This window comes from Nocardia sp. alder85J, from assembly GCF_020176955.2.
Classification (GTDB): Bacteria; Actinomycetota; Actinomycetes; order Mycobacteriales; family Mycobacteriaceae; genus Nocardia.
On the sequence record NZ_JAIUCZ020000011.1, the window covers coordinates 146737 to 168659 of the forward strand.

General features: G+C 70.1%; 16 protein-coding genes and 1 pseudogene. 14 read left to right on the plus strand and 3 right to left on the minus strand.

What is annotated here, in order from left to right; translation table 11 throughout:
• Nucleotides 1-27 precede the first annotated feature (27 nt).
• Nucleotides 28-1443: an MFS transporter gene (locus LBW94_RS34680; RefSeq protein WP_225061216.1), complete on the plus strand. Its 1416-nt coding sequence runs from the start codon at nt 28-30 to the stop codon at nt 1441-1443.
• A gap of 8 nt (nt 1444-1451) precedes the next feature.
• Nucleotides 1452-2000: pseudogene (locus tag LBW94_RS34685) on the plus strand (HAD family hydrolase); the annotation flags it as partial.
• Nucleotides 2001-2025: 25 nt separating this feature from the next.
• Here LBW94_RS34685 and LBW94_RS34690 read toward each other — a convergent pair.
• A complete protein-coding gene (locus LBW94_RS34690) occupies nt 2026-2976 on the minus strand; it encodes a helix-turn-helix transcriptional regulator (protein WP_266272866.1) in 951 nt (316 codons plus the stop codon).
• Nucleotides 2977-3195: 219 nt separating this feature from the next.
• On the opposite strand from LBW94_RS34690, the gene lepA reads away from it, so the two are divergent.
• The 3 genes from lepA to LBW94_RS34705 all read left to right on the plus strand — a co-directional run bounded on the left by lepA (nt 3196) and on the right by LBW94_RS34705 (nt 10163).
• On the plus strand, nt 3196-5115 hold the full coding sequence (lepA, locus tag LBW94_RS34695) for a translation elongation factor 4 (protein ID WP_416277013.1): 1920 nt from the start codon (nt 3196-3198) through the stop codon (nt 5113-5115).
• Between the two features lie 153 nt (nt 5116-5268).
• Nucleotides 5269-8376 (plus strand): hypothetical protein, encoded by a 3108-nt coding sequence (locus LBW94_RS34700; protein ID WP_225061213.1) that lies wholly within the window; start codon nt 5269-5271, stop codon nt 8374-8376.
• A complete protein-coding gene (locus tag LBW94_RS34705) occupies nt 8373-10163 on the plus strand; it encodes a hypothetical protein (protein ID WP_225061212.1) in 1791 nt (596 codons plus the stop codon). Before LBW94_RS34700 ends, LBW94_RS34705 begins: the two co-directional genes overlap by 4 nt.
• 77 nt (nt 10164-10240) lie before the next feature.
• On the opposite strand, the gene LBW94_RS34710 is transcribed toward LBW94_RS34705, so the two are convergent.
• Together LBW94_RS34710 and LBW94_RS34715 are read right to left on the minus strand one after the other, a co-directional pair.
• Nucleotides 10241-12271: a glycoside hydrolase family 15 protein gene (locus LBW94_RS34710; protein WP_225061211.1), complete on the minus strand. Its 2031-nt coding sequence runs from the start codon at nt 12269-12271 to the stop codon at nt 10241-10243.
• Nucleotides 12272-12473: 202 nt separating this feature from the next.
• The gene (locus tag LBW94_RS34715) at nt 12474-12827 is read right to left on the minus strand and encodes a hypothetical protein (RefSeq protein ID WP_225061210.1); all 354 of its coding nucleotides are present in this window, start codon (nt 12825-12827) and stop codon (nt 12474-12476) included.
• Nucleotides 12828-12947: 120 nt separating this feature from the next.
• Here LBW94_RS34715 and LBW94_RS34720 point away from each other — a divergent pair, with 120 nt between their 5' ends.
• From LBW94_RS34720 to LBW94_RS34755, 9 genes are all read left to right on the plus strand, one after another.
• A complete protein-coding gene (locus LBW94_RS34720; RefSeq protein WP_225061209.1) occupies nt 12948-13211 on the plus strand; it encodes a hypothetical protein in 264 nt (87 codons plus the stop codon).
• A gap of 275 nt (nt 13212-13486) precedes the next feature.
• A complete protein-coding gene (locus LBW94_RS44530; protein ID WP_416277014.1) occupies nt 13487-13579 on the plus strand; it encodes an Ms4533A family Cys-rich leader peptide in 93 nt (30 codons plus the stop codon).
• Between the two features lie 192 nt (nt 13580-13771).
• Nucleotides 13772-14824 (plus strand): sulfate ABC transporter substrate-binding protein, encoded by a 1053-nt coding sequence (locus LBW94_RS34725; protein WP_225061208.1) that lies wholly within the window; start codon nt 13772-13774, stop codon nt 14822-14824.
• A gap of 131 nt (nt 14825-14955) precedes the next feature.
• Nucleotides 14956-15750, plus strand: coding sequence for a sulfate ABC transporter permease subunit CysT (cysT, locus tag LBW94_RS34730; protein ID WP_266272933.1), 795 nt, complete (start codon nt 14956-14958; stop codon nt 15748-15750).
• Nucleotides 15747-16559: a sulfate ABC transporter permease subunit CysW gene (gene cysW / locus LBW94_RS34735; RefSeq protein ID WP_225061207.1), complete on the plus strand. Its 813-nt coding sequence runs from the start codon at nt 15747-15749 to the stop codon at nt 16557-16559. Before cysT ends, cysW begins: the two co-directional genes overlap by 4 nt.
• A 43-nt stretch (nt 16560-16602) precedes the next feature.
• Nucleotides 16603-17598: a sulfate/molybdate ABC transporter ATP-binding protein gene (locus LBW94_RS34740; RefSeq protein WP_225061206.1), complete on the plus strand. Its 996-nt coding sequence runs from the start codon at nt 16603-16605 to the stop codon at nt 17596-17598.
• 149 nt (nt 17599-17747) lie between these two features.
• Nucleotides 17748-19016, plus strand: coding sequence for an Hsp70 family protein (locus LBW94_RS34745; RefSeq protein WP_266272872.1), 1269 nt, complete (start codon nt 17748-17750; stop codon nt 19014-19016).
• A 156-nt stretch (nt 19017-19172) separates the two neighbouring features.
• On the plus strand, nt 19173-20192 hold the full coding sequence (locus LBW94_RS34750) for an AurF N-oxygenase family protein (RefSeq protein ID WP_225061204.1): 1020 nt from the start codon (nt 19173-19175) through the stop codon (nt 20190-20192).
• Between the two features lie 14 nt (nt 20193-20206).
• Nucleotides 20207-21796: an FAD-dependent oxidoreductase gene (locus LBW94_RS34755; protein WP_225061203.1), complete on the plus strand. Its 1590-nt coding sequence runs from the start codon at nt 20207-20209 to the stop codon at nt 21794-21796.
• Nucleotides 21797-21923: the final 127 nt, after the last annotated feature.

A 21923-nucleotide genomic window follows, 5' to 3' on the forward strand; every position in this document is an offset into this window, starting at 1 on the left:
ACCCGGCCGGTGACGAGAGGGGTTGCGGTGTCCCAGAATTCGACGGCGGGTTCGGTGCCGGGCCGGGTCCGTCCCGGGCTGACGCTGGTGGTGGTGTGCATCGGCTTCGCGATGGTCATCGTCGACACCACGATCGTGAACGTGGCGCTGCCCGCGATCCGGGCCGACCTGCATTCCGGCCTGGCGATGCTGCAATGGGTGGTCGACGGCTACGTGCTGGTGCTGGCCGGGCTGCTGCTGTCCGGCGGGGTGCTGGTCGATCGGCTGGGCAGCGTGCGGATGTTCCGGTTCGGCGTCGCGGGATTCACGGTGGCGTCGGTGCTGTGCGCGATCGCGCCGGACGGGGCGGCGCTGGTGGCGGCCCGGCTGTTGCAGGGTGTCGCGGCGGCGCTGCTGATGCCCGCCGCGATGGCGCTGCTCTCGCAGGCGTATCCGGATCCGGTCGCGAAGGCGAAGGCGGTGGCGCTGTTCACCACGGTGGCGGGCAGTCCGCAGGCCTTCGGGCCGGTACTGGGCGGTGTGCTGGTGTCGGCGGTGGGCTGGCGCAGCATCTTCGTCCTGAACGTGCCGATCGGGATCGTCACGCTGGTCCTGGCCGCCCGGGGCGGATTGCCCGTGCAGGCGCCGGATCGGTCGAAACGAGCGGATCTGCCGGGGCAGGCGCTGGCGATCGTGCTGCTGATCTGTGCGACCGGCGCGCTGATCGAGGGCGGTGCGCAGGGCTGGTCGGCGCCGCTGCCGATCGCGGCCGCGCTGGTGGCGGTGGTCGCCGCCGTCGCCTTCGTGCTCCGGGAGCGCCGCGCCGCGGCGCCGATGCTGCCCGCGAGACTCGTTGCGGCGCCCGGCCTTTCGGCGTTCGTGACGATCGGACTGCTGTTGTTCACCGGCTACTACGGCCTGGTGTTCGCGCTGAGCCTGTACATGCAGCAGGTGCAGCATCTGGGCGCGCTGCGGACCGGCGTGCAGTTCCTGCCGTCGGCGCTGCCGATCTTCCTGTTGCCGGTGCTGGCGGGACCGCTGGTGGTGCGGTGGGGCGCCCGGCGGGTGGCCGGGGCCGGGCTGCTGCTCGGTGCGGTCGGCGCGGTGGCGCTGTTCGCGGTGCACGACGGGAGCGGGCCGGTGACCCTGTCGGTGGCGCTGTTCCTGCTCGGGTCCGGGGTGGGACTGACGGTGGGGCCGCAGATCGCACTGGTCGTCGGCGCCGCGCCGGCGGATCAGTCGGGGATCGCGAGCGGACTGCTCAATGCCGGTCGGCAGACCGGCAGCGTGCTGGGGGTCGCGATCCTCGGCGGCCTGGCAGGCGGTGTCGATCGGGTGGCGGGGCTGCACACCGCCGCGGTGGTCGCCGCGCTGCTGCTGGCCGCCGCCGCCGCGCTGACCGTGCCGCGGCATCGCGCCGCCCCGGCCGCCGCCGTGCCACAGCGGATCGAGCCGCGGTCGTGACCGGCGGGATGGCGTTCTTCGACGTCGACGAGACGCTGATCACGGTGAAGAGCATGTTCCGCTTCCTGGCGTACTACTTCGACGTGGTCGGCCGGCCCGGCGCGGACTACGAGGCCGCCGCGGCCGAACTGCGGGAGATGGCCGCCGCGGGCGTGCCCCGGGCCGAGGGCAACGCGCACTACTATCGGTCGTTCACCGGATATCCGGTCGCCGCGGTCGCGGCCGCGGGACAGGATTGGTTCGACGCCGAACTGCGGCTCGGCGGACTGTTGCACCCGCCGGTCGAGCGGGCGCTGGCCCGGCATCGGGCGCGGGGGGACACCACCGTCCTGGTGTCCGGGTCGTTCTCGGCGTGCCTGGAACCGATCCGGGCGCACGTCGGCGCGGATGTCGCGGTCGGTACCGTGCCCGCGGTCGCGGCCGGGCACTACACCGGCGGGGTGGACAGTGTCGTCATCGGTCCGGGGAAGGCCGAGGTCGCGCGGCGGATGATGCGCGCACAGCGCGTCCCACCCGCCGCGTGCAGCGCCTACGGCGACCATTCCTCCGATCTGGATCTGCTGGAATCGGTACGTCGCCCGGTCATCGTCGGAGACGATCCGGTATTGAATTCGGCAGGGCGGGATCGAGGCTGGGAGAAATTGCCCGGATCGGATCCGTCGGCACGCCCTCCGCTACCTCGCCGGAATCCGGCAGCATCACCGTGATCGCATTGTTCTCGCAACGGGCGGCCAAGGCGGCGAGATTGTTCGCCGTCTCGGTGCCCTGCAACGGTGACCAGGTGACGATCGTCAGGCGCGGGTCGGCCGGCAGCGGGAATGCCGTGTAGAACATGTCCAGAACACCCACGTCGGCATGGTTGATCACCCGGCGGCCGTGCGACCGCGGCCGGACCTCGTGCAGTCGCCAGAATTTCCGGAAATGGGCGTCCTCCTCGATCATGCACTCGACGAGCCGATGCAGCCGCCGGTCGCCCGGGTGCCGGACCGCGTCGTAGCGCAGCCAGGCGACCTGGTCGTGGGCCACCTGCTCCCAATTGCCGTACAGCTTGCGGCCCAGAGGATTACGGAACAGTCGCTCGGTCACGTTGACCGGGGCGAATTCCGGATCGATGTGGAACACCGTGCCGCCCACCGCATTCCACGCGATGACATCGGTGGCCGGGGTGATCACGAATGCGGGAATGACCCGCCCGAGCGAACTCAGCAACTGCCCGACCTCGCTGGGCAGCGTCAGCGGGGGCTCGTCGAGTTCCGGGTCCGGCCGCAGCAGCCGGGCCAGATAGTCGCGTTCGGTGTGGTCGAGATCGAGCGCCTCGGCGATCGCGGCGACCACCGCGGCCGACGGATGGACGGCCCGTCCCTGCTCCAGTTTCGTGTAGTACTCCACGCTCAGTCCGGCGAGTTCGGCGAATTCCTGGCGACGCAGGCCGCTCACCCGCCGCCCGCGCGGTGGAAATCCGTATTTCTCGGGCACCAATCTGCCGCGGCGAGCGCGGAGGAATTCGGAGAATGCATTGTCGAGAATCGACACGGCGCTGTCCCCCTCGGAGGCAATTTTTCGATCGAATATCTTCAGTCGTGCGCGGCAGCACTGCCGTATCGGTTGCCTTTCGACAGGCTATTGGATCGTCGGGTAAAGAAGATGCCAAGCTTGTTCCAAAGATTCGGCCGAGCCCTGCTCCGGAGCCCGCTTGTTGTCGATATCACAGTGCCCCCGCCACCGTGGCGGAAACTGCCGGACGCCGCGCCCATGCGCCCTGCGGGCGGGCGGGCTGCGACAGCGTGGGAACATGGAGACCGCCGAAAACGCCTCATGACCAGGAGCACCGTGCCCAGCTTCGCCGACACGACGTTCACCGATCCCGCGCGGATCCGGAATTTCTGCATCATCGCCCACATCGACCACGGGAAGTCCACCCTGGCCGACCGCATGTTGCAGCTGACCGGCGTGGTCGAGGGACGGCAGATGCGCGCGCAGTATCTGGACCGGATGGACATCGAGCGCGAGCGCGGGATCACCATCAAGGCGCAGAACGTGCGGCTGCCGTGGTCGGTGGACGGCGAGGACTACGTCCTGCACCTGATCGACACGCCCGGGCACGTGGACTTCACCTACGAGGTGTCGCGCGCGCTGGAGGCGTGTGAGGGCGCGATCCTGCTGGTCGACGCGGCACAGGGCATCGAGGCGCAGACGCTGGCGAATCTGTACCTGGCGCTGGAGAAGGATCTGACGGTCATCCCGGTGCTCAACAAGATCGATCTGCCGGCCGCGGATCCGGATCGGTACGCCGCCGAGCTGGCGCACATCGTCGGCTGCGAGCCCGAGGAAGTGCTGCGGGTGTCGGGCAAGACCGGTGTCGGGGTGCCGGAGCTGCTGAACAAGGTGATCGGCACGGTGCCGGCCCCGGTCGGCAAGGCCGATGCGCCGGCCCGGGCGCTGATCTTCGACTCCGTGTACGACACCTACCGCGGCGTGGTCACCTATGTGCGTGTGGTGGACGGCAAGCTCATCCCGCGGCAGAAGATCAAGATGATGTCCACCGGCGCCACCCACGAACTGCTGGAGATCGGCATCGTGTCGCCGGAGCCGAAACCCACCCAGGGGCTGGGGGTCGGCGAGGTGGGTTACCTCATCACCGGTGTGAAGGACGTGCGGCAGTCCAAGGTCGGTGACACCGTGACCACCGCGCGCGAGGGCGCGACCGAGGCGCTCACCGGGTACCGGGAGCCGCGGCCGATGGTGTACTCCGGTCTCTATCCGGTCGACGGCTCCGATTACCCGGACCTGCGCGACGCGCTGGAGAAGTTGCAGCTCAACGACGCGGCGCTGACCTTCGTGCCGGAGACCTCGGTGGCGCTGGGCTTCGGATTCCGGTGCGGCTTCCTCGGATTGCTGCACATGGAGATCACCCGCGAGCGATTGCAGCGCGAATTCGGCCTGGACCTCATCTCGACCGCCCCGAACGTCATCTACCGCGTGGTCATGGAGGACGGTCAGGAGCACGTCGTCACCAACCCGTCCTTCTGGCCGGAGGGCAAGGTGCGGCAGATCTTCGAGCCGATCACCAAGTGCACCGTCATCGCGCCGAGCGAGTTCATCGGCACGATCATGGAGCTGTGCCAGAGCCGTCGCGGCGAGCTGCTCGGCATGGACTACCTGTCCGAGACCCGGGTGGAGATGCGGTACACGCTGCCGATGGCCGAGATCATCTTCGACTTCTTCGACTCGCTGAAGTCCCGCACCCGCGGCTACGCCTCGCTGGACTACGAGGAGGCCGGCGAGCAGCAGGCCGAGCTGGTGAAGGTCGACATCCTGCTGCAAGGGGAGGCGGTCGACGCCTTCTCGGCGATCGTGCACAAGGACGCCGCCCAGGCCTACGGCCACAAGATGACCACCAAACTGCGCGAGCTCATCCCGCGGCAGCAGTTCGAGGTGCCGATCCAGGCGGCCATCGGCTCGAAGGTCATCGCCCGCGAGAACATCCGGGCGATCCGCAAGGACGTGCTCGCCAAGTGCTACGGCGGCGACATCTCCCGGAAGCGGAAGCTGCTGGAGAAGCAGAAGGAGGGCAAGAAGCGGATGAAGACCATCGGCCGGGTCGAGGTCCCGCAGGAGGCCTTCGTCGCCGCGCTGTCCACGGATTCGTCGTCGGACAAGCCGAAGAAGTAACCGATAGAGTTTCGATACCGGCGAGTAGTAGCCGTGACAGCCTGTCACCTCGATAATGTGACAGGTTCGTTATGCTGCACCTAAGGTGTTGACGATCTAGTTGGTAGGACCCGTTCGGTTCAGTGCCGGGCATTGAGAGCGGAGCTTCGGATTATGCGTGACCTGCCCCTCGATGAGGACGCCGCGGCCGTGGGCGAGGATGCGCCGGACCTTCCGTACCGGATCGCGACCGGCGTGGCCCGGGTCGCCCGCGCGGGCGCCTATGTCACCGGTGGCGCTCTGGTCGCCTCCAACGGCAGCCCGCCGCCGGCCAACGAGTCCCACGACAGCCGTTTCGCCGGTCTGTCCGCCAACGATCCGCAGCCGAACGCGCCCAGCCCGGTCGTGACCTATCCCGATCCGTCGCCGGATTCGGTGCCGCCGGTCCTCCAGCGCACGCCGCATCCCGCCGGCGACCATCCGACCGCGGTGCTGCCCCGCGTGGGCGGGACCGCGCCCGGCGGTTTCGGCACGCCGGGCGCCGCGACCCCCGGACTCGGCGCGCCCGGCGGCGACGGTGATACCCACCTACCCGGCCTGGACGGCGGGATGGACGGTACGTCCCATTCCTCCGGCCAGGGCAACGGTTTCGGGCTGCCGAATCTGGACGGCACCATGGGCGACGGTCATTCCCCGTCGATCCCCGGCTTCTCGCAATTCCGCCCGCCCACCCACGGCGCCTCCGCGCGCTGGACGCCCGACGACGCGGACTCCGACGACGACGGGAGCGACAGCGACGATTCGGGCCACCCGTCCCACGGCTGGTCCGCCGCCTCGCCGTTCGGGCTGCCCGGCAACGGCATGCACCTGCCCGGCACTCCCGGTTACGGCCTCGCGGTCGCCGGACAGTGGCCGACCGAGCAGAATCGGGTCGTCACCGCCGATACCGGCAGCGAACCGGACGCGGGTGGTTCGGATTTCGGATTCGCCGACCAGTCCGGTCACGATTGGCCCAGCGACACCACACCTTTCGCCGACTCGTCCGGCGGCGGTTTCGGGTTGCCCGGTGGCGCAATGCCTCTCGGTGATTCGTCCGGCGGTTTCGGGTTGCCCGGCAGTGCCGCACCTTTCGGTGACACCTCGGGTGTCTTCGGATTGCCCGGTGGCGCAGACCCTCTCGGTGACACCTCGGGCGGCTTCGGCCTGCCCGGTAGCGCGACCTATGTCACCGATGCCGCGGGCAGTGGTTTCGGCCTGCCCGGCAGTTCGGTGTTCGGCGATCTCGGCGCGGGTGGTTTCGGATTGCCCGGCGGCTCCGGATATCCCACCGGTGGTTTCGGATTGCCCGGTGGCCCGGCGCATCTCACCGACGCGTCGGCGAGCGGTTTCGGATTGCCGGGTACTCCCGCCCATGCGGCGGACGTGTCCGGCAGCGGCTTCGGCCTGCCCGGCGCGGGCAGCGCCTTCGACGGCATCGGCGGCGGCACCGGCCTGTTCGTGAGCAGCGAGATGGAGGTCGACGTCCACGTCGGCCTCGACGGCGTCTGGGTGACCACCGAGACGCAGTTCAGCGTCACCGTCGGCGCGGTGGGACAGCAACTGGACCACTACTCCAACTGGCTGGGCAACGGGGTGGGCCACATGCCCGACGATAGCGGTCAGGACAACGGCGTGGGGCTGATCTCGCGTCTCGGTCACGACAACGCCGAACACGTCGCCGACGTCACCCTCGCCGGAAACCCTTTCACCGCAGACACTTCCGGCACACCCGCACCCACCGACACGCGGACGGCCGACACCACGGCGGGCCGATTCGACCGTTCGGCGGGCGACGGTTCGGCGGGCGGCTCGTACGGGCACGGCGGCGGCACACCGGTTCCGGCCGGTTTCCACGGCCACGGTCTCTCGGGCGCGGCGCCCGCAGGCGGTCCCTCGGGTGCCGGCCCGGCGGGTGGTCCCCCGGGTGCCGGCCCCGCGGCCGGGTCGCTGGGTGCGGCCGGTGGGCCGGGTGCGTTCGGTGGTGGCCCCAGCGGATTCGGGGGGAACGGCTCGTTCGTGCCCGGCGCGGGCTTCGGGTCCGCCGGGATGACCTCGAATCCGATTGTGGCGCAGCAGAGTCCGTTCGCGGTGTCCGTGCCCGCCGCCCCGCCCGCACCGGCACCGCCGCTGGTCGTGCAGCCGGTCGCGGCCACGCCGTTGCAGACCACGATTCAGCCCGAGGCCGCATCGCATCCGATCGCGAACGTCTGGTCCGCACCGGCCGGTCCGTCGCCGCTCACCGTCGCGGTGGGTACCGCGCCCGGTCTGTTCGGCGGCCCCAAACCTGTCGCCGACGACGACCGGAACCCGTTCGGCGGCCATTCCGGCAGGCCGGCCGACACGGCGACGACCGACCGCACCACGATCCCGCATGTCAGCGTCGCACCGGGCACGGTCACCGAGAAGCCCACCGCGCCGACGGATCCGACCCGGCCGGAGCCGGGTCCCACCACGTCCGGCAAGCCCGGATCCGACCCGTCGACGCCCTCGCACACCCCGGGCCGCGACGGCTCACCCACCACCGGCCGCGACGGCGGGCCGACCACCACCCACGACGGTGTTCCCACCACCGCCACCCCGCCGGACGGCCGTGGCGGTCAGCCGACCGGCGGCCACGACACGACTTCGGACGGTCGTGACGGTTCGCCGACCGGCAGCCGCGACCCCGGCTCCGACGGTCGCGACACCGGTACCGGCCGCGACACCGGCACGGGCCGCGACGGTGGCGCGACGAACGACCACGACACCGGGCCGACCACCGGCCGTGACCCTTCCGGCGCGAGCCACGATCGCGGCACGACCGGCGGGCACGACAGCGGCGACACCGTGACCGTGGTACCGCCGCGAGACGGCGGCTCCGACTCGCACACTCCCGGCGGCTCGGCCCCGACCGGTGCGGCGCCGACCCACCAACCCGGTGACGGCGGCTCTCCGATCGGCCACGGACCCTCCGCACCGTCGGTGAACGCCCCGGGACCGGTGGCCACGGGCCAGCCCGATCCCGGTGGCGCGCATTCGGCACCCGCCACGCCGGTGCAACCACCGGTCACCGTCGATCCCGGCCATGTCGTCCCGCCGCTGAAGCCGATCGCCTACACCACGGACTCGGCCGATATCGGCTGGCATCCGGATCATTCCGGGCTGGTCGCGGGGCTCGGACTGTCGTCGAGCCTGCTGCCCGACGCCTTCGATGCCGACTTCCACCCGGTGATGCACCCCGTCGACAACCCATTGCACCTGTGAGCAGACCGGCAGCCGTCGAATCCGCCGCGGCGAAGCACCCCGACGCGATGGCTCCGCTGGTCGGGTTGCTCGACGAATTGCTGGAATCGACCGCGGCCGCGGCCCGGTCCGATCTGTCGGCGCGGCTGGCGTTGTCGCGGGCCCGGGTGGCCGATCCGCGGGTGCGGCTGGTGGTCGTCGGCGAGCCGGGCAACGGGATGAGCACGCTGGTCAACGGGCTGGTCGGGGCGCCGGTCAGCGCCACCGGCAAGCGGATCGGCATCCCGGTGATCGCCGAATACGGTCCGCGGCCCACAGCCACGCTGGTCCGCTCGTTCGGCGGGCGGACCGAACGGCAGCGTGTCGATCCGCTCGATCCGGGCCCGGCGCTGGCGGCCGAAGGAGTGATCCGCGCCGAGTTCACCGAGCCGAGCCCGCTGCTGGCCGAGGGATTCGTGGTGATGGACGCGCCGGGCGCGCCCGCCGACACCCCGGTGGCCTGGTCTCTGATCGCCGCCGGCGATGCCGTGCTGTACGTCGCGGACGCCGGTGCGGCCTTCACGCCCGAGCAGATCACCACGTTGCAGCGCATCCAGCAGGTGTGCCCGACCGTGGTGTGCGTGCTGAACAAGATCGACCGATACCCGCAGTGGGCGCAGGTGCAGCAGCACAATCGGGAGCTGCTCGACGAGGCCGGGCTCGGTTTCGCGGTGGCCCCGATCTCCGCCCTGCGCCACCTCCAGACCGTGAGCGATCCCCGCCGGGATCTGGAATCCGGTGTGCCGCAACTGATCGAACACCTGCGCAGCTATGTGCTGGGCCGGGCGGACACCGTCGCCCGGGACGCCGCGGTGCGCGACATCCGCACCATCACCGACCAATTGGCGCTGGCGCTGCGCTCCGAGGCGGAGACGTTGCGCGATCCGCGCCGCTTCCGCGAGATCGCGGATCGGTTGCGGCTGTTGCGGACCGAGGCCGACGAGTTGCGGCAGCGCACGGCGGGCTGGCAGGTCGCCCTCGCCGAGGGCTGCGCCGAACTCGTCGGTGACACCGAGCACGATCTGCGGCACCGGCTGCGCACCCTGGTCCGGGAGGCCGAAACCGAGATCGCCCAGCGTGATCCGGCCCGCCGCTGGTCCGCCTTCGGCGCCGACCTGGACGGCCGGATCTGCGCGGCGGTGGAGGAGAACTTCGTCGTCGCCCACTACCGGTCGGTGGAGCTGGCCGAGGAGGTGGCGGGCAAGTTCCCGGGCACCGAACACGATGTGCCGCTACCGGATCTGCGGCTGGGCGATCCGGCCGAGGTGCTGGCGCCGGTCGCCTCGCTGGAACCCTTGGACACCGCGAAACACGGTGCGACCCAACAGGTTCTGACCGCGCTGCGCGGATCCTACGGTGGTGTCCTGATGGTCGGCCTGGCCACCAGCCTGCTCGGCATGTCGCTGGTGAACTGGTATTCCGCCGGCGCGGGCGTGCTGCTCGGCGTGAACGCGCTGTGGGACGACCGCCGGATCCGCAAGCAGCGCCGGCAGGCCGAGGCGAAGGTGGCGGTCGCCCGATTGATGGACGACGTGATCTTCCAGGTGGGCAAGGAATCCCGCAATCGGCTGCGCACGGTGCAGCGCACCCTGCGCAGCCATTTCACCGATCTCGCGAATCAGACGCTGCGCTCGGTCGACGAGTCGATGCGCGCGGCCGAGGACGCCGCCGCGGTGCACACCCCCGACGGCCGCAACCGCCGCCTCACCGACATCGAGTCGACGCTGGTCCGCCTCCGCGAGATCCGGGAGACGGCCGACGCCCTCTGAGCCGGTCCGGCTCTCCGAGTCGACGGCCGCTTCGGGACGGGGCGACCCGGCGCTCCAGCCCGCTGCGCGGTCCGCGCTCAGTTCGCCCGGTGCGCGGCGCGGAACGCGCCCACCTCGGTGTGCTGCTCGGCGCGGATCACGTGGGTGAGCGCGTTGATCAGCGCCAGGTGGGTGAACGCCTGCGGGAAGTTGCCCAGGTGCCGGCCGGTGCGCGGATCCAGTTCCTCGGCATACAGTTCCAGCGGGCTGGCGTAACCGAGCAGCCGCTCGCACAACCGCCGGGCCCGGTCCACCTCGTCGATCTCCACCAGCGCCGACACCAGCCAGAACGAGCAGATGGTGAAGGTGCCCTCGGCGCCGAGCATGCCGTCGTCGGTGGTGTCGGTGCGATAGCGCAGCACCAGGCCCTGTTCGGTGAGGTCGTCCGCGATGGCCAGCACCGTCGCCCGCACCCGCGGATCGTCCGGCGGCAGGAATCGCACCAGCGGGACCAGCAGCAGCGAGGCGTCCAGGGTATCGGCGCCGTAGGTCTGGGTGAAGACGCCGTCGGCGTTCACCCCGTGCTCGAGAATGTCGGCGTGGATCTCGTCGGCGATGTCCGACCACTTCTTCGCGTAGTCCAGTTCGCCGTGCATCTCGGCCAATTGGGCGCCACGGTCCAGCGCCACCCAGCAGAACACCTTGGAAGAGGTGAAATGCTGTGGCTCGCCGCGCACTTCCCACATGCTGCGATCGGGTTCGCGCCAGTGCGCGATCGCGGCCTCCACCTGCCGGAGCAGCATGGGCCACAACGTCTCCGGCACCTGCTGGCGCGACTTCACGTGCAGGTACACCGCATCCAGCAGCACGCCCCAGATGTCGTGCTGTTCCTGATTGTAGGCGCCGTTGCCGATCCGGACCGGGCTGGCGCCGTCGTATCCGTGCAGGTGATCCAGTTCGGATTCGGTGATCTCGCGCTCGCCGCCGACCCCGTAGAGCACCTGCAACGGAATGTCGGCGCCGTTCTCGGAGGTGCAGGCGTCGGAGAGGAAGGCGAAGAAGTCGTCGGCCTCCCGATTCATGCCGAGGGTGTACAGGCCCCACAGCGCGAACGAGGAGTCCCGTACCCAACTGTAACGGTAGTCCCAGTTGCGTTCGCCGCCAGGGGTTTCCGGTAGCGAGGTGGTGGATGCGGCGAGCAGCGCCCCGGTGGGCGCGTAGGTCAGGCCCTTCAGGGTGAGCGCGCTGCGCTGGAGATAACCGCGCCACGGATGGTCGGGGAACTTGCCGAGGGTGATCCACTGCCGCCAGTACTCGGTGGTGGCCCACATCTTCTGGGCCGCATCGGCATACGTGCGCGGCGGCGGCAGCGCCGACCAGGACAGCGCCACGAACACATCGTCACCCTCGCGCATCCGGGTGCGGGCCCGCGCTTCCCGGCCCTCGATGCCGATGCGCAGGTCGGTGGTGAGCGTCAGCGTCGGGGAGTCCGCGCCGCCGCCGGCGGTGGCCTGCTCGTACACCTCGCCGGTGTACTTCCAGGCCACCGCCGAACGGTGGTAGTCGAAGGCGGGTTCGCAGCTGACCTCCAGCTCCACCACGCCGCTGACGCATTTCACGGTACGCAGCAGGATGTGCTCGGCATCCCAGTCGATCGGGGTGCGGCGGTAGGTGCGGCTGCGCTTGTCGTTGTTGTGCCACGGGCCGAGCACCAGGGCGTCCCGCACGATCAGCCAGCCGGTGTCGGTCTGCCAGGTGGTCTCCACGATCAGCCCGCCGGGCAGATAACGCCGGGCGGCGGGCACGTTGACGCCGTACGGGCCGACCCGGAAGTGCCCGGCGCTGCGATCGAGCATCGAGCCGAAGACGCTGGGCGAATCCGGCCGGGGCAGGCACATCCACTCCACCGCCCCGTTGCGGGCGATCAGGCAGCTGGTCTCGCAGTCGGAGAGGAAGGCGTAGTCGTCGATCGGCGGATACGAGGATTTGTGGGTGCTACCGAGCGCCTTCGCGATGTATCCGCCGCCCACCTCGATGTCGAGTTGGTCGCTGAGCGAATCGCGCCGCACCGGGATATCGGTGTCGGCCTCGATAGGGTCGTCGGCCAGAGGCTCGTCGTAGGACGCCATCAGACCATCATCGGCCCGGTGTCCAGTGGCGTCTACACCGCACCCGATGTCGATGATGTGAACTATCCGGCGGGTTGCCGACCGTCAGCGGGCGGACAACCGGGCTCAGCCCGTGAAAACCGGGCTCAGCGCGTGAAGAACCAAGCGACGAAGACCAGCACCAGCAGTGCGAGCAGCGCCAGTTGCACCCGGGACCGCGGCATCAGAACGCCTCCTCGGTGGTGCGGCGGCGGCGCCGGCGTGAACCGCCGGGCTGGCGCGGGCTGCTCGCACCCGGGCCGTCCCCGCCACGGGCGGGCTGGCGGCGCCGCCGGACGGTGCGCGCGAACGCGGCCCGGCCCGGCCCGGCCGCGCTCGCCGACGGCAGCGGTTGCGCCGATCCGGGCCGGTCCCGGCCGAGCAGGCGCAGGACGATCCGCAGCGTGCGATCGAGCAGGTAGGCGATCACGAAACTGACCGGGATCATGCCCACGAGGACCACGGCGAACTGCGGAATGAAGGGCAGGCCGGCCACCCAGAGCTCGAAGCCGTCCCACCACCCTGCGAAGCGATGCACGCGCCCAGCCTAGTTGCTTCCGCGGCCTGCCGAGCCATCGCCCGAATACCCGCGCGACCATCGCCCGGATACCGGGAAAGAGTTCGGCGAAGCTGCCGGGTTGCCGGTACGCTGCACGGCATGTCGACCGATGAGGACTTCGCGGAGCTGACGGCCATGCTGGACGCCGACGACCTGGACGACGGGCCTCGCCTGATCGCCACCCACTACGCGACGCCCGAGGAGGCGATCGAGATGGTGCGCGCGGCGCAGACGCTCGGCCTCGGCGTGCGCCTGCACAACCGCCTCCGGGTCGAAGAGGTGAACGAGGACGGCGAGGAGACGGCCGTCGAGGAGTGGATCCTCGACCTGCTGGAGAGCCCGCCGGAAGTCGAAGAGGACTGAGTCGGGCCGGGAGCCACGGCTCCCGCCGCCATTCCGGATACGCTGCCTGCCACGCCCGCACGAGGGCGCGGCAGCGGCACCCGATCCATCCTTTCCCGTAATATCGCCGGGCACATTCTTCCGGTTCCGCATTGCCGCCGGCCATATTCTTCCGGCCGCGCCCCCGCCCGTTCCGGGTCGCTCACTCGAGGCATTCCCCGCCGTTGTGGCTACATTTACCGGTTTGTCATCCGGGAAATTCGCGGCGGTACGTCCGATTCTGTTACAGTCTGCCGGTGTCTTCGAGCTCTGTACCGCGGGTCCGCCATGAATTGGCGTTGATCGCGGTCGGTTGTCTCGTCGTCGCGGATGTCTACTGTCGCGCTTAGCGACGGCACCGCTGCGCGTTTTCACCCCCCGGTAGACTGGCGCGCATTCCTTTCGCAGTTCGTGCCCGTCTCCGAGCGGCCCCGCGCCGCAGTCGCGCCGTCACCGTGACCGAAATCCGTCCGGTGGATCTACCTGGCAACCGATTGTCCGCGCTCATCCGACATGCGCGGAAGCAGGAAAGGTTCGATCCGATGTCTCGCAATACCGGATTTCTCTCGCGCCGACGGGCCCTCGCCGTCGCGCTCACCGCGGTGGCGGCGGTCGGACTCACCGCGTGTGGCGGCGGAGCCAGCGACACCTCCGGCAAGAGCGACAACGCCGGCGCCCCGACCAGCACCCTCACCCTGGTCGCGTATTCGGTGCCGAAGCCGGCGTTCGACAAGGTGATCCCCGCTTTCAACAAGACCGACGCCGGCAAGGGTGTGCAGGTCCAGGCGTCCTACGGCGCCTCCGGTGACCAGTCCCGCAAGGTCAAGGACGGCGCCCCGGCCGATGTCGTGAACTTCTCCGTCGAGCCCGACATCACCCGCCTGGTGGACGCCGGTCTGGTCGACTCCAGCTGGAACGCCGACGCCAACAAGGGTGTGCCGCTGAACTCGGTGGTCGTGATCGCGGTCCGCAAGGGCAATCCGAAGGGCATCCACGACTGGGACGACCTGCTGAAGCCGGGCGTCGAGGTGGTCACCCCGAACCCGTTCAGCTCCGGCTCGGCCAAGTGGAACCTGCTCGCGCCGTATGCGGCCAAGAGCGACGGCGGCAAGAATCCGCAGGCCGGCCTCGACTACCTGAGCAAGCTGATCACCAAGGACCACGTGAAGGTGCAGCCCACCTCCGGACGCGAGGCCACCGAGACCTTCCTGCAGGGCACCGGCGACGTGCTGCTCAGCTACGAGAACGAGGCCCTGTTCTCCGAGCGCAACGGTGACGCGCTGGAGCACTTCATCCCGCCGACCACGCTGAAGATCGAGAACCCGGTCGCGGTGCTGAAGAACTCCAAGAACTCGGACAAGGCCGTCGCCTTCCGCGACTTCCTGTACAGCTCGGACGGGCAGACCGCGCTGGGCAGCGCCGGCTTCCGCCCGGTCGACCCGAAGGTCGCGGCGAACTTCAGCAAGGATTTCCCGGCGCCCTCGCAGAAGCTGTGGACGATCGCGGACCTGGGTGGCTGGAAGTCGGTGGACAAGGACCTGTTCACGCAGGGCACCGGCAGCATCGCCCAGATCTACGACAAGGCCAGCAAGTAACGGGTGAACCGGAGCACACGGAATAATCGAGCAACGTGAGTGACAGCGATATCGACCTCGGGACTGCCGCCGGTCCCGAGGTCGGGCGGGAGACGTCCGGCGGTGGTACGGCCCGGCCGTCCTGGCTCCGGGTGACCGGAGCGGTCGGCCCGCTGGGCATCGCGACCGCGATGCTGTGGCTCAGTCTGATCGTGCTGCTGCCGCTGGCGGCGCTGACCGTGCATTCCTTCGACAACGGCTGGTCCGGGTTCTGGGATGCGGTCACCGCGCCGTCGGCGTTGCAGTCGCTGCGCATCACCGTGCTGGTCTCGGTGGTGGTCGCGGTGATCAACGTGATCATGGGCACGCTGGTGGCCTGGGTGCTGGTCCGCGACGAGTTCCCGGGCAAACGCATCGTCAACGCCCTGATCGATCTGCCGTTCGCACTGCCGACGATCGTGGCGAGCATCGTGCTGCTGGCGCTGTACGGGCCGCAGAGCCCGATCGACGTGCACCTCAACGCCACCCAGCCGGGCCTGGTGCTGGCGCTGGGATTCGTCACGCTGCCGTTCGTGGTGCGGTCGGTGCAACCGGTGCTGATGGAGGCCGATCTGGAGGTGGAGCAGGCCGCCGCCTCGCTGGGCGCCGACAACCTGACCACCTTCCGGCGCGTCGTGCTGCCCACGCTGGCGCCGGCGATCATCTCCGGCGGCGGGCTGGCCTTCGCCCGTGCCATCGGCGAGTTCGGTTCGGTGGTGCTGATCGGCGGCAACATTCCCCGGCACACCCAGGTGGCGTCGCAGTACATCCAGCAGCAGATCGAGGTGGACCGGCCGGTGAACGCGGCCGCGGTCTCGGTGGCACTGCTGGTGATCTCGTTCGCCGTGCTGCTGGTGCTGCGGGTGTTCTCCGAGCGGACCGCGCGGAAGGAGAAAGCGACCCGATGAAACTCTCCGCACCCACCCGGATCTCGCTGCGCGTGGTGGCGCTGGCCTATCTGTTCGTGCTGCTGGTGGCGCCGCTGATCATCATCCTGTGGCGCAGTTTCGAGCACGGGATCGGCGCGTTCTTCGGTTCGATCACCACTCCGGCGGCGATCTCGGCGATCGATCTGTCGTTGCTGATCATCGCGATCGTGGTGCCGCTGAACGTGGTGTTCGGCGTGATCACCGCGATCGCGCTGGTCCGCGGCAACTTCCCCGGCCGCTCCCTGCTCCAGGGTGTGGTGGATCTGCCGTTCGCGGTGTCGCCGGTGGTCGTGGGCGTCTCGCTGATCATGCTCTGGGGCGTGAACGGCTGGTTCGGCGGCATCCAGCAGCATTTCGGCATCAAGGTGATCTTCGGGCTGACCGGGATGGTGCTGGCCACCATCTTCGTGACGTTGCCGTTCGTGGTCAGCGAGGTGGTGCCGGTCCTGCACGAGATCGGCGACGATCAGGAACAGGCCGCCGCCACGCTCGGCGCGAACTGGTGGCAGACGTTCTGGCGGATCACGCTGCCGGCCATCCGCTGGGGTCTGACCTACGGCATCGTGCTGACCGTCGCGCGCTCGCTCGGCGAGTTCGGCGCCGTCACCATGGTGTCGTCGGCGCTACCGGGCATCTCACAGACGCTGACCCTGCTCGTGCACGGGCGATACATCAACGACCACAACACCTTCGGCGCCTACTGCGCGGCGACGCTGCTGATGGCGCTGGCGCTCGTCACCCTGATCCTGATGACCCTGCTCGAACGCCGGCGCGGGAAAGCCGAGTGACCCGAGTGATTACCACGATGCTTACCGTGCCGGAGGCGGCCAGATGATTACCGTGACCAATGCGAACAAGCGGTACGGCTCGTTCGCCGCCCTCGACGATGTCAGCCTGGAGATCCCCTCGGGCGAACTGACCGCGCTGCTCGGGCCGTCCGGCTCGGGCAAGTCGACGCTGCTGCGGTCGATCGCGGGGCTGGAGAGCCTGGATTCCGGCATCGTCACCATCGCCGGTCGCGATGTGACCCGGGTGGCGCCGCAGAAGCGCGACATCGGTTTCGTGTTCCAGCACTACGCGGCGTTCAAGCACATGACCGTGCGCGACAACGTCGCCTTCGGCCTGAAGATCCGCCGCCGGCCCAAGGGCGAGATCAGCAAGCGGGTCGACGAGTTGCTCGGCATCGTCGGCCTGGACGGTTTCCAGCACCGCTATCCGGCGCAGCTGTCCGGTGGTCAGCGGCAGCGGATGGCGCTGGCCCGCGCGCTGGCGGTGGATCCGCAGGTGCTGCTGCTGGACGAGCCGTTCGGCGCGCTGGACGCCAAGGTGCGCGAGGATCTGCGCACCTGGTTGCGCCGCCTGCACGAGGAGGTGCACGTCACCACGGTCCTGGTCACCCACGATCAGGAGGAGGCGCTGGACGTCGCCGATCGGATCGCGGTGATGAACGCGGGCCGGATCGAGCAGGTCGGCACCCCGGCGGACGTGTACGACCGCCCGGCCAACGAATTCGTCATGTCGTTCCTGGGTTCGGTGGCCAAGCTGAACGGGCATCTGGTACGGCCGCACGACATCCGCATCGGCCGCGATCCGGGTCTGGCGCTGGCCGAGCACGAGGGCACCGCGGAATCCGCCGGCATCACCCGGGCGACCGTGGAACGCGTGGTGCGCCTCGGTTTCGAGGTGCGGCTGGAGTTGCGCAATGCGGCCACCGGCGACCATTTCACCGCGCAGGTCACCCGTGGCGACGCGGCGGCGCTGAAGCTCACCGAGGGGGAGACGGTGTACGCGCGGGCGACCCGGGTGCCCGAACTGCCCGCGAGCTGAGGTCTCCGGTGAGCGCCGCCGCCTGCCGGGGTGGCGGCGCTTCGCGGACAACCCGATGTCCGGTGCTTGGCAAGCCCTGCCACCCGATGATTGCCTGAACCCGGTTCGGATCACGGTTCGGTGAACGGCACGGCGATCGGGGTGAACTGATGGCGGTGGGGCTCGGCATGAGTATCGGCACGATCCATACGGTGTGCGCGGTCGCGGCGGCCGCCGGTCGGCCCGCGCCGCAGCCCGCCACCCGGCGGACCACGCTGACCTTCGACAGTTCCGGGGCGGTGCGGGTCGGGCGGATCCCGCGGCACGGCCGGATGATCACCGACTTCGCGGACCTGACCCAGCGGCCGGCGCCGGGCGCACGAGTCTGCCACCGCACGCTGACCGCGGCGGATCTGGTGGCGACGGTGGCGGGGAGTATGTGCGCCGAGGTGCTGGGCGCGCCGGACACCGCCGCGGTGCTGGGCGTCCCACGGGCCGCTGAGATGCGGGGCGCCCCACGGGCCGCTGAGATGCGGGGCGTCCCACGGGCCGCGGCGGCGATGGACGCGATACGGGCTTCGGCGGCGATGAGCGTTCAGCGGGCCGCGGCGGCGAGGGTCGCGGTGACCCATCCGGTCGGCTGTCCGGCCGCGCGGGTCACCGAGTTGCGGGCAGCGCTGGATACGGCCGGGCTGGAGGCGGCGCTGCTGGTGGCCGAGCCGATCGCGGCCGCCGCCTGGCTGTCCGCCACCCACGGCCCGTTGCTGCCGGGCCTGGCACTGGTCTACGACCTGGGCGGTTCCGGGCTGAGTGTGACGCTGGTGCGGGTCGGCGCGGGTCTCCCGCCCGGCCCGATCGTGGGGACGCCGGTGCGGTCGGCCGAATTCGGCGGCCGGGCGTTCGGCGCCGAGGTGTCCCGCCGCGCCGCCCGGCTGGTGGCGGCCGGTTCGGCGGACCGGCTGACCGATGCGGCGACCGGCGAGCTCCGCACCGCTCATGTCCGCCGGTCGCTGACCGAGGTCTATCGCTGCCTGCGGCTGGCCGATGTCACCATGGCCGACGTCGACCGGGTGCTGGTGGTCGGCGGTGCGGCCCGCCCGCCCGAGGTGGCGGCGGTGCTGGCCGAGGCGCTGGCCCGGCCGGTGGTCGTGGCGCGGGAGCCCGAGCGCACGATCGCGGAGGGTGCGGCGATCCTGGCGCGGCGGGCCGCCGAGGTGGCGCACGGTGACGCGGTACGGCGGCGCCGGGCCGGTCGTGCCCGGACCGCGCGGGTGGTCCGGCGGCGGGTGGTGCGGGCGGCGGCGCTGGTAGGCGCGGCCGTGGCGGCCGTCGCGCTGCTCGCGGCGGTGCCCGGTGACTGCGCGAGAACGACGACCGGGTCGCTCGGCGCTGTACTACAGTCCGATACGGACACTATGCAGTCACCACACGGAACGTGATGTGGCACACGCGGTTCGGCGCGGGCCCGCGGTCCGGCCACTGAACTGGGGTGACATCCGTTTCGGCGGGCCGGGGGTGATCGGTCTCCCGCTGTTGACGTGACCGGGTGTACGTGTAACCATTGGGTACAGTTACCCAGTGAAAGTGAGGGGGCGATGACGATGACGTCCGTTGCCGCGAAGCGCGACCTCGACCAGGTCGTCGAGCAGGCCATGCAGTACGCCGAGAAGCTCATGTTGCTGTCGCAGGGCTCGGTCGACAAGCATTTCGACCCGTTCACCGATATCGACTGGGACAACCCGGATTTCGACCCGAGCGCCGGGCCGCAGCGATGGATTCTGCCCGCGTCGGCGGATCCGCTGGGCCGCCACCCGTGGTACCGCGCACTGCCGGTCGAGCAGCAGATCGAGATCGGCAAGTACCGCCAGGCCAATATCGCCAAGGTCGGCTTGCAGTTCGAATCGCTGCTGATCAGCGGCATGGTCCACTACACGGCCTTCCACCTGGACAACGGGTCGCGCGAGTTCCGGTACTGCACCCATGAGATGACCGAGGAACTCAACCACACCCTGATGTTCCAGGAGATGGTGAACCGCATCGGTGAGGACGTCCCGGGCATGGGCCCGGTCGTGCGCCGGCTGCGCCATCTGGTGGTGCCGATCGCGAACTCGTTCCCGAACCTGTTCTTCATGGCGGTGCTCGGCGGCGAGGAGCCGATCGATCACATCCAGAAGCAGATCCTGCGCTCCGGTGAGGACGTGCACCCGATCATGCGGGGCGTCATGGCGATCCACATCGCCGAGGAGGCGCGCCACATCTCCTTCGCGCACGAGTACCTCAAGCACCATGTGCCGGAGGCCGGTCCGGTCGATCGGCTCGTGCTGTCGGTGATGATGCCGGTGATCATGTGGATCGTCGGGCGGGCGATCGTGACCCCGCCGCGCGCGTTCTTCGAGAAGTACGACATCCCCGACGAGGTCCGCCGCGAGCTGTTCTTCGGCTCGGCCGACGCGCGGAAGGTGTTCAGCGACTACTTCGTCGACGTGCGCGCCCTCGCGCAGGAGATCGGCCTGATGAATCCGCTGGCCAAGCGGGTCTGGAAGCTGCTGCGCATCGACGGCCCGACCAGCCGGTACCGTTCGGAGCCGATCCGCCGCGGCGCGACGGCGGCCTGAGCCGGAGTATTCGCGTGCCCTACGTCGTCACCCAATCCTGTTGCAGCGACGCCTCCTGCGTCTACGCCTGCCCGGTGAACTGCATCCATCCCACGCCGGACGAGCCGGACTTCGCGACCGCGGAGATGCTGTATGTCGACCCGCAGGCGTGCGTCGACTGCGGCGCGTGTGCCACGGCCTGCCCGGTGGATGCCGTCGTCTCGTCGAAGCAGCTGACCGACGGCCAACTGCCCTTCATCGAGATCAACGCCGATTTCTACCGGGCCGATCGGCCGAGACCGCTACTGGCCCAGCTGATTCCGGCCGCGGCGGTGTCGGCGGGCCGGGGGCCGCTGCGGGTGGCGATCGTGGGCTCCGGCCCGTCGGCGATGTACGCCGCCGACGAGCTGCTGACCCAGCCCGGCGTGGCGGTGACCGTGCTGGAGCGGCTGCCGGTGCCCTACGGCCTGGCCCGCTACGGGGTGGCGCCCGATCATGCCCGCACCCGGCAGGTGAGCCGGTTGTTCGACGTGATCGCGGCCCAGCCCGGCTTCGGGTCGTATCTGAACGTGACCGTGGGCGAGCATATTTCGCACCGGGAGCTGCTCGAACACTGCCATGCGGTGATCTACGCCGCCGGCGCCGCGACCGACCGCAAACTGGGGGTCCCGGGTGAGGGACTGCCCGGCAGCACCTCCGCCACCGAATTCGTGGCCTGGTACAACGGGCATCCCGACCACGCGCGACAGGAATTCGATCTGTCGCAGCCGCGGGTGGTGATCGTCGGCAACGGCAACGTCGCGCTCGACGTGGCCCGCATCCTGACCGTCGACCCGGAAACCCTGGCCGGGACCGACATCTCGCCGCTGGCGCTGGCGGCGTTGCGCCGCAGCGCGGTCGAGGAGGTGGTGATCGTCGGCCGTCGCGGCCCCGCCGAATCCGCCTTCACCGTGCCCGAATTCGTGGGTCTGCTCGGCGCCGACGTGGACATCGTGGTGGAAGGTGAGGTGCCGGAGCCGATTCCGGGGCAGCCGCAGCGGGTCGAGCAGAAGCTGCGCCTGCTGCGCGGGCTGGCCGAGCGGCCGGTGTCGGGGCGGCGGCGGATCGTGTTCCGCTACCTGTCCGCGCCGGTGGCGCTGACGGGCACGGAGCAGGTGACCGGAATCGAGCTCGCCCGTACCGAATTGGTGATCGAGGCCGACGGCGCGGTCCGCGCGGTCGCGACCGGATCCACCGAGATCGTGGCCACCGGACTGGTGCTGGCCTCGGTCGGTTACCGCGGCGTGCCGCTGCCGGACCTGCCGTTCGACGACCGCGCGGGCGTGCTGCCCAATCGCGGCGGCCGGGTACTGGACGCCGTCGACGGCGATGTCCTGCCCGGCACCTATGTCACCGGCTGGCTCAAGCGCGGCCCGACCGGTTTCATCGGCACCAACAAATCCGATGCGCAGCAGACCGTGCGGCAGCTGGTCGACGATTTCAACTCCGGCCGCCTGCCCGAACCGCGCCGCGACGCGGCCGATCTCGACCGGCTGGTGGCCGACCGCCGCCCGGCCGCGATCCGCGGTGGGGCCGTGGTGGTGCGGCCGCCGCGCCGCAAGCGTCCGCTGCTGTCCCTGGTGTAGTACGCCTGCCGCTGCTCGGCGGACACGCGCCGCTCGGTTCAGTGCCGGGCGGCGCGCTCGCATTCCCGGGGCTGCTACTCGCGTGGGAACGACCGGCACTCGCGCGGGCTCGAGATCCGCTGCGCAC

What these genes read in the sequence shown, in the direction of transcription:
- cysW (WP_225061207.1), top strand. Translation starts at nt 15,747, where the DNA reads ATGAAACTCTCCGCACCCACCCGGATCTCGCTGCGCGTGGTGGCGCTG.
- LBW94_RS34720 (WP_225061209.1), top strand. Translation starts at nt 12,948, where the DNA reads ATGTCGACCGATGAGGACTTCGCGGAGCTGACGGCCATGCTGGACGCC.
- LBW94_RS34700 (WP_225061213.1), top strand. Translation starts at nt 5,269, where the DNA reads ATGCGTGACCTGCCCCTCGATGAGGACGCCGCGGCCGTGGGCGAGGAT.
- LBW94_RS34740 (WP_225061206.1), top strand. Translation starts at nt 16,603, where the DNA reads ATGATTACCGTGACCAATGCGAACAAGCGGTACGGCTCGTTCGCCGCC.
- LBW94_RS34750 (WP_225061204.1), top strand. Translation starts at nt 19,173, where the DNA reads ATGACGATGACGTCCGTTGCCGCGAAGCGCGACCTCGACCAGGTCGTC.
- LBW94_RS34745 (WP_266272872.1), top strand. Translation starts at nt 17,748, where the DNA reads ATGGCGGTGGGGCTCGGCATGAGTATCGGCACGATCCATACGGTGTGC.
- LBW94_RS34710 (WP_225061211.1), bottom strand. Translation starts at nt 12,271, where the DNA reads ATGGCGTCCTACGACGAGCCTCTGGCCGACGACCCTATCGAGGCCGAC.
- LBW94_RS34725 (WP_225061208.1), top strand. Translation starts at nt 13,772, where the DNA reads ATGTCTCGCAATACCGGATTTCTCTCGCGCCGACGGGCCCTCGCCGTC.
- lepA (WP_416277013.1), top strand. Translation starts at nt 3,196, where the DNA reads ATGCGCCCTGCGGGCGGGCGGGCTGCGACAGCGTGGGAACATGGAGAC.